16 protein-coding genes are annotated in these 17124 nt (G+C 40.8%); 8 read left to right on the plus strand and 8 right to left on the minus strand.

Features of this window, described 5'->3' with window-relative positions; all coding sequences use genetic code 11:
• The first annotated feature begins 237 nt into the window (after positions 1-237).
• From A9239_RS18730 to A9239_RS02550, 5 genes are all read left to right on the plus strand, one after another.
• Positions 238-1650, plus strand: coding sequence for a restriction endonuclease subunit S (locus tag A9239_RS18730; protein WP_052712653.1), 1413 nt, complete (start codon positions 238-240; stop codon positions 1648-1650).
• 55 nt (positions 1651-1705) lie between these two features.
• On the plus strand, positions 1706-3202 hold the full coding sequence (locus A9239_RS02535; protein ID WP_048154323.1) for a class I SAM-dependent DNA methyltransferase: 1497 nt from the start codon (positions 1706-1708) through the stop codon (positions 3200-3202).
• Between the two features lie 250 nt (positions 3203-3452).
• A complete protein-coding gene (locus tag A9239_RS02540) occupies positions 3453-4316 on the plus strand; it encodes a DUF5803 family protein (protein WP_048120244.1) in 864 nt (287 codons plus the stop codon).
• A 70-nt stretch (positions 4317-4386) separates the two neighbouring features.
• Positions 4387-5109, plus strand: coding sequence for a type IV pilin (locus A9239_RS02545; RefSeq protein WP_052712654.1), 723 nt, complete (start codon positions 4387-4389; stop codon positions 5107-5109).
• Between the two features lie 567 nt (positions 5110-5676).
• Positions 5677-6081 (plus strand): hypothetical protein, encoded by a 405-nt coding sequence (locus A9239_RS02550; RefSeq protein WP_048154326.1) that lies wholly within the window; start codon positions 5677-5679, stop codon positions 6079-6081.
• 528 nt (positions 6082-6609) lie between these two features.
• Here the strand turns inward: A9239_RS02550 and A9239_RS02555 are convergent.
• The 8 genes from A9239_RS02555 to A9239_RS02590 all read right to left on the minus strand — a co-directional run bounded on the left by A9239_RS02555 (position 6610) and on the right by A9239_RS02590 (position 13739).
• Positions 6610-6849, minus strand: a complete 240-nt coding sequence (locus tag A9239_RS02555) for an MTH865 family protein (protein WP_048120240.1) — start codon at positions 6847-6849, stop codon at positions 6610-6612.
• A 107-nt stretch (positions 6850-6956) separates the two neighbouring features.
• Entirely contained in the window at positions 6957-7718 is a 762-nt protein-coding gene (locus tag A9239_RS02560) for a class I SAM-dependent methyltransferase (protein WP_048154328.1), read from the minus strand.
• On the minus strand, positions 7715-8422 hold the full coding sequence (locus tag A9239_RS02565; RefSeq protein WP_048154332.1) for an ABC transporter ATP-binding protein: 708 nt from the start codon (positions 8420-8422) through the stop codon (positions 7715-7717). Before A9239_RS02565 ends, A9239_RS02560 begins: the two co-directional genes overlap by 4 nt.
• On the minus strand, positions 8398-9339 hold the full coding sequence (locus A9239_RS02570) for an ABC transporter ATP-binding protein (protein ID WP_048154334.1): 942 nt from the start codon (positions 9337-9339) through the stop codon (positions 8398-8400). The genes A9239_RS02565 and A9239_RS02570 overlap by 25 nt, the downstream gene beginning before the upstream one ends.
• Positions 9336-10238 (minus strand): ABC transporter permease, encoded by a 903-nt coding sequence (locus A9239_RS02575; protein WP_048154337.1) that lies wholly within the window; start codon positions 10236-10238, stop codon positions 9336-9338. The genes A9239_RS02570 and A9239_RS02575 overlap by 4 nt, the downstream gene beginning before the upstream one ends.
• Before the next feature lie 4 nt (positions 10239-10242).
• Entirely contained in the window at positions 10243-11184 is a 942-nt protein-coding gene (locus A9239_RS02580) for an ABC transporter permease (RefSeq protein WP_048120231.1), read from the minus strand.
• Between the two features lie 115 nt (positions 11185-11299).
• Positions 11300-12943 carry an ABC transporter substrate-binding protein gene (locus tag A9239_RS02585; RefSeq protein WP_048154340.1) on the minus strand — a complete coding sequence of 548 codons (1644 nt, stop codon included), beginning with the start codon at positions 12941-12943 and terminating at the stop codon, positions 11300-11302.
• A gap of 28 nt (positions 12944-12971) precedes the next feature.
• Positions 12972-13739: a class I SAM-dependent methyltransferase gene (locus A9239_RS02590; protein WP_048154343.1), complete on the minus strand. Its 768-nt coding sequence runs from the start codon at positions 13737-13739 to the stop codon at positions 12972-12974.
• A gap of 552 nt (positions 13740-14291) precedes the next feature.
• On the opposite strand from A9239_RS02590, the gene A9239_RS02595 reads away from it, so the two are divergent.
• The 3 genes from A9239_RS02595 to A9239_RS02605 all read left to right on the plus strand — a co-directional run.
• Positions 14292-15404, plus strand: coding sequence for an iron ABC transporter substrate-binding protein (locus A9239_RS02595; protein WP_048120225.1), 1113 nt, complete (start codon positions 14292-14294; stop codon positions 15402-15404).
• An 870-nt stretch (positions 15405-16274) separates the two neighbouring features.
• The gene (locus tag A9239_RS02600) at positions 16275-16877 is read left to right on the plus strand and encodes an FmdE family protein (protein ID WP_048120223.1); all 603 of its coding nucleotides are present in this window, start codon (positions 16275-16277) and stop codon (positions 16875-16877) included.
• An 18-nt stretch (positions 16878-16895) separates the two neighbouring features.
• Positions 16896-17124, plus strand: a 229-nt coding sequence (locus A9239_RS02605; RefSeq protein ID WP_141706344.1) for a 4Fe-4S dicluster domain-containing protein, incomplete at its 3' end; no start/stop codon positions are given.

Genomic DNA, 17124 nt, shown 5'->3' on the forward strand with positions numbered 1-17124 from the left:
ACAAGTAGACAATTATTTAATCAACTGACATCTTAAAAGTACTTCAAAATTGATAATAAAAGGTTCGGAGAAAGGTTCGGAGAAAAGTTGGGAGAAAAGTTGGGAGACGAATTTGAATACAGAATTATATGAGGCTCTGGCGGCGTGAATGTTTTTCATCAATTATTAAAGTAATTTCATATTGTAGTAAAAATAAGATAAGCTTAGATCATTCAGATGAAAAAAAGTGTAGGTATCATGAAAGAAAGAAGCATATGGTTAAATGCCAAGCTTGGTGAAATTTCAAGAGAAATAAAACCAGGATATCCAAGCGGTAAACATAATTCTGTAGGAAATGGGAAACTCCATTTCAGGCCTTATAATATATCAAATGAGGGAGAAGTAAATCTTACCCAAACTAAGTTTGTCCCGCTAAAAAACGAGGACTACTATCTAAAGTCTCAGGACATTATTTTTAATAATACCAATAGCCCTGAGCTGCTTGGTAAGACGTGTATTATCAATAAAGACACTGATTGGGTTTATTCAAACCATATGACTAGGATAAGGTTGAAACCTAGATTTGATCCAAGGTTTTACGCAAGATATTTACATTATCTAAAATACACGGGTTTCTATAAAGTTAATTGTTCTAATCATGTTAATCAAGCTAGCATTGCGTCGGGTTTTCTTAATCAAAACTTGGAAGTGCCTATATGCCCTCTCCCCGAACAACGCGCTATAGTCTCTAAAATCGAACAACTCTTCAGCGAACTGGACAACGGCATTGCAAATCTCAAACTGGCACAGGAACAGCTCAAAGTTTATCGGCAGGCGGTGCTGAAGAAAGCATTTGAGGGATACGTAAAAGTACCTTTTTCAGATCTTGTGAAATCATCTCAAAATGGAATTTCTAAGAGAAGTGGGAAAGAAGGATCTGAGTTTAAAGTTTTGCGCTTGGCAGACATCAGTAATCTGGAAATAGATTATAGCAGCCCAAGATGTATAAGATTAACATCTTCAGAGATAAATAAATACAAACTTTTTAAAGATGATTTAGTTTGTATAAGAGTCAATGGAAGTAAAAATTTAGTTGGTAGACTGATAATTACAAGTAAAAAAGACGATTTAAACAATTGGGCTTTCTGCGATCACTTTATACGCTTTTCGCTTGATCTTTCTAATACAGTTCCAAAATATTACTATTATTATTTCCAAACGATGGAAGTAAGACAATATGTCCACGAAAATATGGTTTCATCAGCAGGGCAAAACACTGTTAGTCAAAGTACTATTAAATCCATATTGGTTCCTTTTTGTTCTCTTCCCGAACAACAAGTCATCGTTCAGGAAATCGAAACTCGCCTTTCAGTCTGCGATAAGATAGAGCAAGATATTGAAACCAATCTGGAAAGAGCCGAAGCACTGCGGCAGAGTATTTTGAAAAAAGCATTTGAGGGGAAGTTGCTTAATGAAAAAGAGCTGGCAGAGGTTCGAGGGGCAGAAGATTGGGAGCCGGCTGAAGTTTTGCTTGAAAGAATAAAGGCTGAAAAGGTAGGAAATAGAAAGAAAAGGAAGCAGACAACTGAAAAACAGAAAAATATCATTCAAGAAGACAAAGGACTAATTCAACAAGCTACCCTGCAAGCTTTCGAGCAAATTGACAAGTAAACGTTAATAATTAAGTTTTAAACTGAAAATTACTCTCATCTAAAGGATCCAAACCATGTCTGAATATACCTCATCCATCGTTTCCAAAGTCTGGAGCTTCTGCAACGTCCTGCGGGACGGGGGAGTGAGCTATGGCGATTATCTGGAACAGTTGACTTATCTCATATTTCTAAAAATGGCTGAAGAATTCAGTAAGCCGCCGTATAACAGAAATATCGGCATCCCTGAAGAATATACCTGGGACAAACTGAAACAGCAGCGGGGAGCCGAACTCGATACTTGTTACAGGGAACTGCTGGAAGAACTTGGTCAAAAACCGGGGATGCTTGGGCAGATTTTCCTCAAAGCCCAGAACAAGGTCAGCGACCCTGCAATGCTGTACAAGATCATTGACATGATCGACAAAGAAAGCTGGGTCATGATGGGTGTGGATACAAAAGGAGAAATCTACGAAGGGCTCCTGCAAAAAAATGCTGAAGATACGAAAAGCGGAGCCGGTCAGTACTTCACCCCAAGGCCGCTAATCAAAGTCATGGTTCAGTGTCTCCAGCCTGAGCCCCTGAAAACAATCGGAGATCCCTGCTGCGGCACAGGCGGGTTCTTTTTAGCAGCCTATGATTTTCTTACCTCACACTACCGGCTGGACAAGGAGCAGAGCCGCTTCCTGAAAAACAAAACCTTTGGCGGGAATGAAATCGTTGCAGGTACCCGGCGGCTTGCCCTGATGAACATGTTCCTGCACAACATAGGGGAAATCGACGGAGAACCCATGATCTCAAATTCCGATGCTCTTATTGCCGATCCCGGTTATCGTTACGATTACATCCTCACAAACCCGCCGTTTGGAAAAAAAAGCAGCATGACCTTCACAAACGAAGAAGGCGAGCAGGAAAAAGAAGAACTCACTTACAACCGCCAGGACTTCTGGACAACTACAAGCAACAAACAGCTAAACTTTTTGCAGCACATCCATACTATCCTTAAAACCGGCGGGCAGGCAGCAGTTGTACTGCCGGACAACGTCCTGTTCGAAGGTGGAGCAGGCGAGATTATCCGAAAAAAGCTTCTCGAAACCACTGACCTGCATACAATCCTGCGTCTGCCAACAGGGATTTTCTATGCAAACGGTGTAAAGGCAAACGTGCTCTTCTTTGAAGCAAAAACTGCATCAAAAGAACCATGGACAAAAGAAGTGTGGATCTATGACTACCGTACAAATGTGCATCACACATTGAAAAAGAACCCTATGAAATATTCGGATCTGGAAGACTTCATTCAATGCTACAACCCCGAAAACCGCCACATCCGAAAAGAAACCTGGAGTGAAGAATCTCCAGAAGGCAGGTTCCGGAGATTTATCTATGATGATATTGTAGCAAGGGATAAGACGAATCTGGATATCTTCTGGCTCAAGGACAAAAGCCTTGCGGATCTGGACAACCTTCCGGACCCAGAGATTCTTGCAAATGAAATAATAGAGAATATGGAAGCCTCCTTAGCGAGTTTTAAGGAGATTATTGCTACTATTAATGGTGAAAGTGAAGAGAATTAAAAGATAAATTTCTAAATCATTTTGGAGAGTTCAATAGCTGAGTTTTGTTACCTGCCAGCCCTACTTCTTTTATATGATAAGTGATCTTTATGTCATACTTTTTAAAATGCCTATCCGTGTTGTTTATTAAGAAGAGAGAACATAAGGTAATGTTAACCTGTTCCAGATCCTGTACAGGCTTTACCTCAAAAGCGAGGAAAATTGCCGTGGATGATAAGAGACCACTTTAAGCTCAAGGGAGAATTTGTCTATGAAAATGAAAACGAAAATAGTGTTTATACTCCTTGCCCTGATGGTGGTCTTTGCATCGGGATGTATGGAGCAAAAAAAGGAAATTGTCATAGATAAGCCTGGTAATGTCTCTAGTTATGAATTTGAGATTTTTCAGAATGAGTCAAGCAATCAGACGCTTGCAAATACCACTACATACTACCTGCTGGAAAACGATACGAAAGTACAGGTTGTTCACATCGTAGTAAATACCAGTAAGCTTGAGATCTATCCTCCCGACATCCTGGGTGGCAGTTCAGAGGAAAGTCCTATTCAAAATTTCGTACAGCTTGTGGGCCCGGCAAACGAGACCGAAGCGAACCCGAAAACATTTGAAAAACTTTCCAGCAAAACGAACACATCGGATATTAATTATACTCTGACTCAGGAAGTTATCCAGGGTGTGAAAGTTATAAACCTGGAGCTTAAGGAGCCTGTTACAGGTTTTATTGCATATACGCTTGAGAATTCGGGAGAGCAGAGTTTTGCATTTGTTAAACACGATTCCGAATTCGTTCGCGTGGTACTTCCAGAAGGATATGTTACTGGCAACAGGGTATTCGGGATAGCAAGGCCTGAGCCTTCGAGTGTAACTTATGATGAAAAAGGAAGGCAAACTCTCCTGTGGATTCCCTCGAAGACGGGAGACCAGGAAGAAACCATTCAGGTGAAATACTATACCCAGTCAGCACCCCTGCTATTCTCAGCCGCAATTATAGTTCTGCTCTTCGGAGTCGGCCTTGTACTTTTACATTATTCCAGAAGTAAAAAGAAACTTGAGGCTGTTAGAGGAATTCTCGATCTCGAAAAAGAATATGAGAAGAAGCAGCGAAAAAGGAAATGATCTGGAAGATATTTTCTCTCCAGATTTTATTCATAAATAACAACTTTTTTTTGAAGTTAATAAATTATTTATGACAGTTTATCGTATTTCTTTATTGATGAAAACCTGGGGAAAAATACGAGCTAAAGAGTTTTTTTCATCAGAATCAGTATCTGATGCCGTAACTCCTATTATAGGTTCTCTTCTTATGTTGATTGTTCTGGTTGTACTTGCAAGTGTGACTGCTATCAGTTTTTCCAATATTGCCAATGAAGGCAAAAGCACTCAACCGCTGATGGCAAGGATTTCACTTGAATCGTGCGAAGGAGGGCTTTCCTCTACTAATTTTAGTGAGATAAACGACGAAGAGACAGCAAATTTTCAAAAAAACAGGATTGTGCTTCTACACAAAGGAGGTGACTCTCTTCCTCTTGACACCATATCCATAAAGATTTCAGGAGATGGAAATGCCTACCAGGGTATTGTTACAGGAGGTGGACATCTTCTCTACGGAGATACACAGGTGATTTACGAAAACTTGGGTTCGAAAGAAAAAAATAACACATATGCAAACCAAAACGATGCACTACTTAAAGATGGTTTCTGGAGCGTTGGAGAAAGGCTGACTCTCCATGGGCGGGATAGATGGAAGTCCGATATTTCCACTGTAAAAGTAAGTGTCAATGGGGACAGTGATACCTCCAATAATTACGGCTTTAAAGCAGGATCTGAAATTACCCTCAAGGTTATTGACATTAAAAGCAGCAATGTCATTGCTGAACAAAAAGTTATTGTAAAACATGCAGTAAGCTAAAATTAAAAGAGAAGACTCTTCTCTTTTAGAATATTTCTTATTAATTTTGAGTAATTTCCATTATCGAATATCTTTCCGCAGATCAAATGATACTGGTAGTTGAAAGATACCTGTTTTCGGAAAATTCCCTTTTTTTTAAAATTATATGACTTTTAAGGCTTCCAGTATGGATTAATCCTCACATTAAAGGTTATATTTCAAATTATATACCTTATAAAGCTTTTTTTATAAATTTAAATTTTATAATTTCCTTATGCATGTAAGTATGTATATATTTTTTCCAGCTAATTCAAGGTATGTCAACCGTTGATGGTTGGCAGGAAAATTAGAAGACAATAAAACAATAGGACTTATGCTATTGAACTGAGAAATCAATAGCACGAATCTGCAAACCATTCAAATCAAAGTATGGCAGATTCATCAAAGTATGGCAGATTCATCAAAGTATGGCAGATTCATTCGTGATTTATTCTGAACCTCATATGCATGAGTCCCTTGTAAATAAAAACAAAATCAGGACAAATTATATTAAACACATTAAATTAAAAACAAAAGTAGGATAGTACTATGGGAAAGAAAACATTTGACGGAATAAAAAAGCTCATGTGTATGTTTACACTGGTCTTTTTTGTAATGTCATTGACAGTTGCATCAGTAAGTGCAGGGTCAAATGATACATATAAAGTAGAGAAGGCAAAGTTAGATACAGAGAAGGCTAAATTGGAAAATGAAAAAATAGTAATATTAAAAGAGAAAGCTCAGTGTGAAAAAGAAAAACAGAAGCTTGAAACACAGAAAAAGAAATTGAGCAAGAAAAATAAAACTGACAAAGAGTATCAGAACTGGCTCAAGAACTATAACAGCTTTTTAACCAAATATAATAAATGTCTAAGCAAATATAAAACATGGGAAACCAAATACAATAACTGTTTAAATAACTACAAAGTTCTGGAACAAAAATTTAATAAATAAAGGCAGTAAAAACTGACTATAACATAAAAATATAAAAGGTGGCTATAAAAGACAGTGTGCCAATTTTCTGTAAAATGATAAGTTTCTAGAAGTTATCGGATGGAAAATTCGATATGTGCAGATCAATTCCATCCATAGCATACAAAAACTTAACTTGAATTTACAGCAAACTTGCAACACTGCCAGGTAATTTCCTTCCGGGAATTACGCGCTTGAGGGACAAATAAAAGCATGAATTGACCTGTATGAGCATATATATTCATATATTTTAATACTTCATGCCGTTGATTTCTCAGTTCAAGTGCGTAATTCCTTCTTCTCAGTTCAAGTGCGTAATTCTTTCTTAAATATAAGCTCTCTTATTATAAATATATTCATTTTTTTCTGCTTCATTCCCTGTTACGTATATATTATTAAAACTATCTGGGATCTACTTATTTGTTCTGAATTTGGAAAAACTGATTTTTTTTTATAAGCGCTATTCTCATTATACTCGTTTTGCCTTTTACTGGATCTGAATAAGTCAAATTAAAGTCCGGCTCTTTCGATCAATAGATCTGCCACATATTTTGCGTCTTTCAACGGAAAATCCTTTTCAGTAATCAGGCCTTCCGCCTCTCTTGCAGTAACTTCAGCACCACCGATTCTGCCTGTGGTGTCAAGCCCTTCAGGCAAGGCAGCAATCAACTCATCCATCGTATTTATGGGAAATTTTGCATCTTTAAGTATTTCAATAATCTGTTCGTAAACTTCTTCCTTTATGCCCATCTATTCCCTCCTATACGGGTCTCTTTGTTTCTCGATTTAAATAGCCTATGAATATTGACTCCTGCCTATAATCCTGTTTTCATTTTATTTCCACATTTCCTTCAGGTTCACTTTTCCCCGTAGATTAAATGGTACTTGTAACTGTAGGCTATTCGTTTCCTGAATGGCATATTCTCTCTCTGAAGATCCATGATATCTTTCAGGTCGATGTCTTTTATATTTTTGAATCCGGCAGCCCTGAAATATTCAAGCATTTTTTCAGGAGAGACTCCATGCCTGTTTGGAAGTTCGCTGTCTATCTCCTTAGAGTAATTTCCTTTTCTGGGATTCCTTCTTTCAACAAGCAAAGTGCAGAAATCACTTACAAGTCTCCTTGCGTTTGTTTCGATTGAACCGTCATTCCAGACTCCATCGATAACAATAAGCTTTCCTCCTTCCACAAGCACTTTTTTCCAGTTCTGGACCGCAGTATCAGGGTGCGGAAGGGTCCAGAGGAGGTGGCGGTTGACAACTACATCAAATGACCCTGCCTTAAAAGGAGGAGCCTCAGCATCCCCTTTTTTGAAAACACTGTCAAACCCTCTTCTGGAAGCTTTTTCCCTGGCTTTTGCAAGCATTTTTTTTGAAAGGTCAAGGCCTGTAACATGATGTCCCATTTCAGCAAACAACAGCCCGATTTCGCATGTCCCGCAGCCTACGTCAAGCACTTTCAACCTGCCCGGAGGAAGCAGGTTTTTAAACACTTTTTTCCAGGCTTCTCTTTCAGCTTCACTCTTAATCCCATGCCCTTCATTGCTGTCATAGGTCTCGGATGAAACATCCCATATGCGGGCAATGGTCTGTTTGATCTGGTTTTCCTGAATGGTCATATTTTAACAACTCTCTTTATGTTTTCAATCGAGGTAATGGTCCCGTTATCGAGATAGGCAATCCTGTGGCAGACCTTCCTTAACACCTCAAGGTCATGCGAGATCAGCAGGTAGGAAACGCCTGTCTCCCTCTGAAGCTTCTGCATAAGGCGCAGAATCTGTGCCTGCACTGAAACATCAAGCATAGAAGTCGGCTCGTCAGCAACTATAAAATCAGGAGATAAAGCCATGATCCTTGCAAGTACTATCCTCTGGATTTCCCCTCCGCTGAGCTGGATCGGATAACGAGCAAGGTGTTCAGGAAGCAGCCCTGTAAGCTCTGCCAGTTCCTCTCCCCGCTTCAGGAGGGCATCTTGCTTCAGCCCGGAATGGAGTTTAAGGGGCTCTATTAGGTTCTCAAAAGCTTTCATACGAGGGTCAAGAGAAGTCTCAGGGTGCTGGAAAATCATCTGGATTTTAGGGCGCAGTTTCCGGAACTCTTTTTTTCTCATATTCAGTATATTCGCTTCCTGAACCCGGATTTCTCCCCCTGTGGGTCTTTCAAGCCCTACAATACATTTGCCAATAGTGGTTTTTCCGGACCCGCTTTTTCCGAAAAGTCCCAGGGTTTCTCCGCGAGATACTGAAAAACTGACGTTTGTGAACACCTCCAGAGTCCCAAAGCTCATTGCCAGTTCGTCTACTGCAAGGACTGGAAGTGACATCTGATCCACCCTCCGTTATGTTTTTTCATTTCAGGGTGTTTTCTGAAACACTCAATACTCGAGTACCTGCATCTCTCATGGAAAAAGCAGCCCTCAGGAAGGTCTATCCTGCTTGGGCTCTGCCCGCTCAGGGGAACAAGCCCGTTCCTCGGTTGAGCTCGAATAAGCCCTTTTGTATAGGGATGCGAGGGTGTGTTCAATACCTTTGAAGCTTCATCCAGTTCCACAATCTCTCCTGCATACATCACAGCTATCCTGTCGCAAACCTCAAGAGCCAGATCAAGGTCATGGGTGATCAGGAGCATTGTCTTCCCATACTCTTTTTTAATCTTAGTGAAAAGCTCCACTGCTCCTTCCTTTGCCTCGGGGTCCAGCCCTTTTGTAGGTTCATCCGCAATTACAAGTTCGGGCTCAAAAGAAAGAGACATGCAAGCGATCAACCGCTGCCTCATGCCTCCAGACAGCTGGTGGGGATAGAGATCACAAAGTTTTTCGGGATCTCTCAAAAGAAGTTTTTTCATAAGCTTCAGCGATTTTTTCATTCCCTCTTTTTTGTTAACTCCTCTTTCTTCGAAAACCTCCTCTATCTGAAGCCGGTTTTTCAGAACTGGGTTCAGGGCTCCAGCGGGATTCTGAGGCATGAGGGAAATGCGTTTCCCCCGGATTTTTCTGAGTTCTGAAGGTCTAAGAGAAAAAATGTCCTGTCCATGAAAAAACACTGTTCCCGAAACAATCGCATTTGCCGGAAGCAGCCTCAGCAGGGAAAGACCAATAACAGATTTCCCTGACCCGCTTTCTCCAATTACCCCAAAAGTCTCTCCTTCCCTTATCTCAAAGAAAACGTGAGAAACTGCTTTTACAGTGTTCTCCCCCGCAGGAAATTCAACCGAAAGGTCTCTTATTTCAAGCAGACTCAATCGATTTCGCCTCCATCGTGGTTCGGGTCAAGGATATCTCTCATACCGTCTCCAAGAATGCTGAAAATGATAACAATAAAGGTTATGGCAAGCCCTGGAAAGATCGTCTGGTAAGGAGCTGTCCTCATGAATTCCTTTCCTGCAGAAAGCATTGCTCCCCATTCAGGCACATCTGCAGGCAGTCCTATTCCGAGGAAACTCAGTGTAGCAATAGAGAGAATTACATGTCCGAAATCTATTGTGGCCAGCACGAGAAGAGTGGCTATGGCATTGGGCACAATATGCTTGCGGATTATGTAGAAATCTCCGGCCCCTTCTGTTACAGCAGAAAGGACAAACTCCTGTTTTTTGATTGAAAGGACCTGCCCCCGCATCATCCTGGCGTACTTTGCCCACTGGACTATAGAGAGGGCAAGCATCAGGTTGAAAACTCCGGTCCCGAGTGCCCCCATAATAGTTAGAGCAAAGATGATCCCTGGAAAAGAAAGGAAGATATCTATAACCCTGGAGATGCTTTCATCCACAAAGCCTCCATAATAGCCTGCTGCACAGCCCGCAGCAGTTCCCAGAAACAGGGAAATCAGCACTACTCCTGAAGCAATTGAAAGGGAAGTCCTGGCTCCTATCAGAATTCGGCTCAGGAGGTCCCTTCCGAGGTAATCGGTACCCAGGATGTGCTCCTCTGAAGGGCTCAGATTCTTGTTCTTCAGGTCAATTGCATTGGGGTCGTAAGGGGAAAGTAGGGGAGCAAAAATGGCAAGCCCGGCAAAAAGCAAAAGGGCTGCCAGTGCAAAAAGCATATCTTTTCTTTGAAAAACTCTTTTTGCAAATTGACTTCCGTAAGCTTCTGGAAGCGAGAAATTCTTTTTTCTTAACTTATTAGCAAATACATTGTCCATAGTATCAGCCGTACCTTATCCGTGGGTCCAGATGCGTATAGAGAATATCCACAAAGAAATGCACAAAGAGGAACATCGTAACGATCGCAAGCACACAGCCCTGGACCACAGGCAAATCCCTGGCAGAAATTGAGTCCACAAGAAGGCTTCCTATCCCTGGCCAGGCAAAGATCTTTTCAATCACAACGGTTCCTCCAAGCAAGCTTCCCATCTGAAAACCAATAACAGTGATAACAGGAAGCATGGCATTTTTAAGGGCATGCCTGCTTACGATTTTCCATATAGGAAGCCCTTTGGCTTTTGCAAACCTGATATACTCCTGTCCCAGGGTTTCAAGCATGCTTGTCCTTGTAACCCTCATAACAGCAGCAACGGAATGAAGAGAAAGAGCTGTAGCAGGCAAAAGTAGATTTTCCAGGCTCCCGTACCCTGTCACAGGCACGAGTTTCAGCTTCAGGGAAAATATCAGGATAAGAAGCAAGGCTACCCAGAAACCGGGCATTGAAACTCCAAAGAGAGTCACAATCCTAAGAATGTGATCCGAAATCTTGTTTTCCCTGAGGGCCGAGTAAATTCCCAGGCTTACTCCTGCAAGTATTGCAATTAACATACTCACCACTGCGAGCTGAATAGTTGCTGGAAGGCGTAAAGCGAGAAGATAAAGGACTGGCTTTTTGAAAACATAGGAGGTTCCGATGTCCCCTTTCAATACTGCTTCTTTAACCCATTTGAAAAACTGCAGGTAAAGAGGATCATCCAGGTCGTATCTATCTGAAATCTGGTTAAGCTGTTCGTCTGTTACGCTTTCTTCCAGGCCCACGAATGTGTGTTTGAGGACTAACTCAGCCGTACCTCCCGGAATTACGTTCATAAGGAAAAAGGTCAAAGCACAAACTGCAAAAAGCGTAAGTGCCATGAAACCTACCCTTTTTATGAAATATTTCATGTTTTTTCCTCAATTCGGACATAAAGCAAGGAAGCCTATCTATCCGTATTACTTTGAGTGAATATGGATCCAGGGTTAGAGTCTGAAAAATCCAGACCCTTCCCTGAAAATCCCTTCAGCTTTTATTTTCCAAATGCATGTCCGCATTTATGCGGTAGTCGTGGGCTGTAGGGTCGAAAACATATCCTTTTACATAATCTTTTTTCACGATTGCACAGCCGTAGTAAGCCACTATGATCATGGGCTGTTCATCATAAACGATAGATTCTACCTCATTGAACTTTTTATAGCGTTCATTCAGGTCCGTGATTTTTCTGGCTTCCTTTATCAGAGCATCTACTTTCGGATTGGAGTATCCAGGCCCATTATCAGTGCCATTTGTCATGTACCAGTTCGTAAGAATATATTCCGGATCAGGGACCATTGCAATATTGTAAGCGGCGAGGTAGAGGTCCCAGTTGCCCTTTTCTCTTCTGTCATCTATTGACCCCATTTCCAGCACTTCGGTTTCGGCATCTATACCTGCTTCTTTCAGTTGGGCAGTTATAGCTTCAGCCATTGGGGGAAGTCCAGGCCTTGCAGCATAAGTCATCAGGTTGAGCTTGAGGGGTTTTCCGTCCTTATCCCTTATCCCGTCCCCATCAGTATCCACCCAGCCTGCAGCTGTCAGGAGCTCATCAGCTTTCTTAAGGTTCTGACTGTAGGGCTTTAGACTCTTATTTGCCCAAACCATTGTTGGCAGGAAAGGTCCACCGGCAGCTTCTCCTACATTATATAGCACATTTTCTGCAATGTCAGACCTGTTAATGGCATAGGACATAGCCTGCCTTACTCGTACATCTTCAAGGGGTTCATGCTTTAGATTAAGGTCAATTTTATAGACTCTGGGAGTTTTGTACTTCTCCACATTAATGCCATCTATAGCGTTAATCCTGTCAGTTTCACTATATGGCACATCGACAGTAAAGTCAAGTTCTCCATTTTCGATTGCCATTGCTCTTGTGTTAGGGTCAGGTATCCCTTTAATGATCATTTTATCAAGACCAACTTTCCCTCCCCACCAGTTTTCATTTTTCACGACAGTAAGTGTCCTGGTCTGATCATCAAAGGATTCAAATTTATAGGGGCCTGTTCCAACAGGTTTTACGAATTCTCCTTTTTCGTCATAAGAAGAAGGACTTATTATAGCAGTATCCGGATAGTGGAGAATTCCAGGAAGAATTGGGTTAATTTCCTTGGTTTTGATTTTAATAGTATAATTATCAACTGCTTCTATAGAATCTATATTTAGCATGGAAGCAACTTTCGGATTTTCCGAGATTACTTTTTCCAGAGTGAATTTCACTTCTTTTGCAGTCATTTCACTTCCGTCATGGAAAGTAACATTATTTCTTAGCTTGAATTCCCATGTGTCTTCATCAAGCTGTTTCCAGGAGGTCGCAAGCCCTGGCTTAAGAGAGAAATTTTCATTGGCGCCAACAAGCGTTTCGGTTACTGCAGCTTTCTCGCAGATCAAAGTTCCAGCATCGCCATCAATGGGATTGATCGATTCTATATCCCACATTTCTCCAAGCACGAGTGTATTATTTTCAGAGCCTCCTGCTGTCTGGGAAGCGCTATCTGATCCTGAGGTAGCTTCCATCCCGGAGACTGCATCTTCCGCTTCATTTTCTGTACTGCTGCACCCGGAAGTCGTCAGGATAGCGCAGGTCAGCAGGATAATTAACAATATAATCAAGGGGGAGTTTTTATTTTTCATTTCGGAACACCATCTTTTTTAATGAATATTATTTTCGGCCGCAGATGAGGTAGTACTGATAACTGCGTACAATTCGTTCACCTAACGGCATCTTCTCTTTCTGAGCATCTCTTACTTCTTTCAGGTCAAGAATCTGGATATTTTCAAAGCCTGAATTCAAAAGGTACTCCTTTACTTTTTCAAGCGGAGCTCCTCCGAAATGCGGGAGCCTGGCTTTGAGTTCATCAGAATAGTCCGAGTGTCCTTTTCGGGGATTTTTTCTTTCAAGAAGCAGGGTCAAAAGATCACCTGCATTTTTGCGAGCCCTGGATCCCAGGGTGCCGCTGTCCCAGACTCCATCAACAATCACGACTTTCCCATTTTTCCGCAGAATTCTGTTCCAGTTCTCCACGGCTACTTTCGGATTAGGGAGCGTCCAGAGAAGATGACGGCTAAACACAATGTCAAAAGAAGATGTATCAAAAGGAGGGTTTTCTGCATCTCCCTCCCTAAAGATTATGTCAGCTCCACAGGCTTCAGCCTTTGCTTTTGCGATTTTCAGCATTTGTCCGGAAATATCAATTCCTGCAACCTCATGCCCCATCTCAGCAAACAGTAAGCTTAATTCTCCTGTCCCGCAGCCAACGTCGAGAATTTTCAAACTTTTTTCCGGGAAGACCTTCAAGAATGCCTGCTTCCAGGCGTCTCTTTCTTTTTGAGTCTGGATCCCGTGTCCTGCATGTGTATCAAAAGTCTCGGATGCAAGGTCCCATTTATGGGCTACCATTTCTTTAATCTGGATTTCTGAAGAAGACATTAACAGGTACTTAATTATCTTATGATTAATAATTTTCTATTTTGTAATACTATTTGTAATAAAAATATTTTTTAATAATATTAAGTATAGTTAAATTTTAAAAAAATATAAAAAAAGAGTTTATCTCTGTTTATTTTTTACTTAACAGCAATCTTCGTAACTGAAGCCCAGGGAAATGGCTACTGGAAGGTTTCAACGGAGGCAAAAAACTGAAAATCTTGGCTGAAAATTTTGGAAAATATCAAAAACATACGTTTGAGTAAACATGGAATTTTTCAAAAAACGATAGTAAGGAGTATTGCAAAATTTAACGGTCATCTGTGGAAAGGCGGCCGAAGTACAATAAAGTATATATATAGGTTATAGGAAATAGGTAACTGTTTTCCTATAAATACTCTGTTTCAGAATTCTAATAACACCATAGACGTTCCTCAATCATTAATTATACATATCCTGCAACCTTGCGTATATTTTTACAGGGTAAAACCTCTATATGCATTATGTTTGTTTGAACATAACAGCTAAATAATCAAAAGTGTGTCAGGCGTTTCTATGAATCGAAAAATACATACTATAGTGCTTCTCTCCCTCCTGCTTCCAGTTGTTATGCTCTGTGGATGTGTAGAAAATACGGATCAACAGGCTGAACCAAACTCAAGCACTGAGCTTCAGAATTCAAGTACCGTGCAAATCACCGACATGCTGGGAAGGCAGTTAACTGTGCCTGTGGAAATATCCTCGATTATAGGTACTTCTTCACCTTCCGCTATCCTTGTGTATATGCTTGCACCAGATAAACTTGTAGGCTGGAACTCCAAACAAAATTTCACCCAACCCTTCATGGATGAAAATTACTCAAATCTACCTGTAATAGGAAACTGGTTAGGAAGCAAGACCGGAAATTATGAAACTATAATTGATATGCATCCTGACATTGTTATTGAAAGCACAGCCACAAATGGAGAAACTAATGAAGCTATAGAACGCAGGCAGGAAAATCTCGGCAGCATTCCAGTGGTAGCTATTAATGATTCTATTCTTTTTGTGACACAATCCGATCCTACTATCGAATATGTGGGCAAGCTGCTTAATTGTGAAGCCCAGGCAAAAAAACTGATTGAATTCCGCAGTTCAATCCTTAGTGAGATAAATAACACTGTAAAAGATATTCCTGAAGATAAAAAAGTACGGGTTTACTATGCCGAAGGCCCTAAAGGTCTGATGACCGATCCTTCAGGCTCGCAACATTCTCAGGTAATTGATATCTGCGGAGGTGTCAACGTTGCCGACTGTCCCCTTACGTCCGGAAGCGGCATGACTCAAGTCTCAATAGAACAGGTCATGAACTGGAACCCTGAGATAATTATTACCTCAAATCCACAGTTCTATTCGACAGTTTACTCTGATTCTCTCTGGGCAAGTATAGATGCTGTGAAAAATAAGAAAGTATATCTCGCTCCTCAGAATCCTTTCTGCTGGATTGACAGACCTCAGGGTCCTCACCTTATCCTGGGAACTGCTTGGACTGCAAAACTGCTGTATCCGGATCTTTTCGCAGATATGGACCTCTCCAAGCTGACACGTGAGTTCTACTCAGAATTCTTCCACTATGACCTTAAGGATGAAGAACTTAACATGCTCCTTAACCCTGCAACTAAAACCTGAACATGAGTGAAAATTTCTCTCTAGGAATCATATGAAATAGGACTTATACACTTGAGAAACAAAATCAATTACGGCAACGGCTGTGGATTAAAGTTCCATTTTAAACAGTTAGTGGTCTGGTGCTGTTGATTTTTTAGTTCAACTGCGTAAGTCCTAATGAAATTTACATTTTTTATTGGGGCAAGCAACGTGGGCAAATTTCAATTTTTGCCCTCGTTTTACCCTTATTAATTATTTGTCTCTGTTTATATCTGCTTTAAATAGGTACGCTTTAAAATATAATGTATGTAGAGCACGTCTTATCCAAACTTTAAAAAAGAATTCCTCTATATTGTCCTTTTTTAACAGGAAATCCCTATTTTCATCGATAATTTTATAAAATATATGTTTATATATATTGAGCGCGAAAGTTCTGTCTTCCGTTTTTATAGATATGTTGAGCGTTACATATCTGGAAGCTATAGAGCTCAGGCTGGTGTTTTTTTTCTGTGGCCGGCCAATATTAGGTTCTATCCCTTATATTGGAATTTCGCCCCGATATAAAATGAAAATAAGTAAGTTCCTGTAAAAAAGTTACTTATAAAGTTACCTATAAATACACTGTATCCTTCTGCGTTATGTTGGAATTTAAAGAATTAGGACTTAGGACTTGTGCGCTTGCGAGACGAAATCACGCACAATAAGTCGTAATTACAGAGGAGGTTTAGACAGTTAAAGGTTTAACACTATCCACGTTTCAACCGTGTAAGTCCTGACAATATAATTCCTCTAGATAACCTGGCTGTCTTAAATTCATCCTATTGGTACTTAATATCTTTAGCGTTATGTTTATTTAAACATAACGGTGAAACCCACGGTGGTGTACAAATATTGCATAAAAATTCAAATGAAGAAAAACACCAGATGGAGACGATTCTGAAGCAGGTAAAGGATCCAGAACTACTTTCACAGATTGAAAAAGTAGTTCCCTTTCACGGCTTCCTTACCTCTGGGGCGTTAATCGGTATCCAGATGCTCAATATCGCAAGACGGGAGCTCGATGTTCGGGAAGGGGAACGCATATACGTGACCTGCGAAACAAAAAGCTGCATGCCTGACCCATTCCAGATCCTTGCTGGAGCTACCATCGGAAATAATGGGTTAAAGATAATGAACTATGGGAAGATGGCGGTCACGGTAAATAAACAGGCGCCTGAAGGAGCTAAAAGCATAAAAGGTATCCGAATTATCCTCGACCCTGAAAAAACGAAGGATTATCCCAAACTCCACGCCTGGTTCCTGAACACTGAAAAACTCCCTCATACGGAGGTTTTACCAATCCTCCTGGCTGCGGGAGATAAAGTGTATTCCTGGAAATTTGTGGACCTTGAGGTTCCTGTTCGAAGAAAAAAGCGGATACTTTGCTGTAAAAATTGCGGTGAAATGTTCATTCAACATGATAACGAGCTGCTGTGCGGCGGTTGCACAGAATAACGTTGAGAGGTAAGCAAAATGGAAGAAGATATGCGATTGTCTGTCTTTGCCGAAAAAAAAGACAAGCAGCTGATCTATTTCCCCGAAAAATGCATTGGCTGTGGGACCTGCGTACAGGCATGCCCCAAAGGCAACCTGGCAGTTGGAGCTGTTGGAGCTATAACAAGAGGTTTGTTAGATGCGGATTTTCTGGAAATGAAAGACAGTGAAGCCTGCCTTGTCTGTGGAATTTGTGCGAAAGTTTGTC

It is taken from the genome of Methanosarcina sp. A14 (assembly GCF_001729375.1).
Lineage (GTDB): Archaea > Halobacteriota > Methanosarcinia > Methanosarcinales > Methanosarcinaceae > Methanosarcina > Methanosarcina barkeri.

Bases quoted from the DNA above. Each gene is read 5' to 3' on its own strand.
- A9239_RS02595 (WP_048120225.1), top strand. From the start codon at position 14,292: ATGAATCGAAAAATACATACTATAGTGCTTCTCTCCCTCCTGCTTCCA.
- A9239_RS02590 (WP_048154343.1), bottom strand. From the start codon at position 13,739: ATGTCTTCTTCAGAAATCCAGATTAAAGAAATGGTAGCCCATAAATGG.
- A9239_RS02575 (WP_048154337.1), bottom strand. From the start codon at position 10,238: ATGGACAATGTATTTGCTAATAAGTTAAGAAAAAAGAATTTCTCGCTT.
- A9239_RS02585 (WP_048154340.1), bottom strand. From the start codon at position 12,943: ATGAAAAATAAAAACTCCCCCTTGATTATATTGTTAATTATCCTGCTG.
- A9239_RS02580 (WP_048120231.1), bottom strand. From the start codon at position 11,184: ATGAAATATTTCATAAAAAGGGTAGGTTTCATGGCACTTACGCTTTTT.
- A9239_RS02565 (WP_048154332.1), bottom strand. From the start codon at position 8,422: ATGTCACTTCCAGTCCTTGCAGTAGACGAACTGGCAATGAGCTTTGGG.
- A9239_RS02545 (WP_052712654.1), top strand. From the start codon at position 4,387: ATGACAGTTTATCGTATTTCTTTATTGATGAAAACCTGGGGAAAAATA.
- A9239_RS02550 (WP_048154326.1), top strand. From the start codon at position 5,677: ATGGGAAAGAAAACATTTGACGGAATAAAAAAGCTCATGTGTATGTTT.
- A9239_RS02540 (WP_048120244.1), top strand. From the start codon at position 3,453: ATGAAAATGAAAACGAAAATAGTGTTTATACTCCTTGCCCTGATGGTG.
- A9239_RS18730 (WP_052712653.1), top strand. From the start codon at position 238: ATGAAAGAAAGAAGCATATGGTTAAATGCCAAGCTTGGTGAAATTTCA.
- A9239_RS02535 (WP_048154323.1), top strand. From the start codon at position 1,706: ATGTCTGAATATACCTCATCCATCGTTTCCAAAGTCTGGAGCTTCTGC.
- A9239_RS02555 (WP_048120240.1), bottom strand. From the start codon at position 6,849: ATGGGCATAAAGGAAGAAGTTTACGAACAGATTATTGAAATACTTAAA.
- A9239_RS02560 (WP_048154328.1), bottom strand. From the start codon at position 7,718: ATGACCATTCAGGAAAACCAGATCAAACAGACCATTGCCCGCATATGG.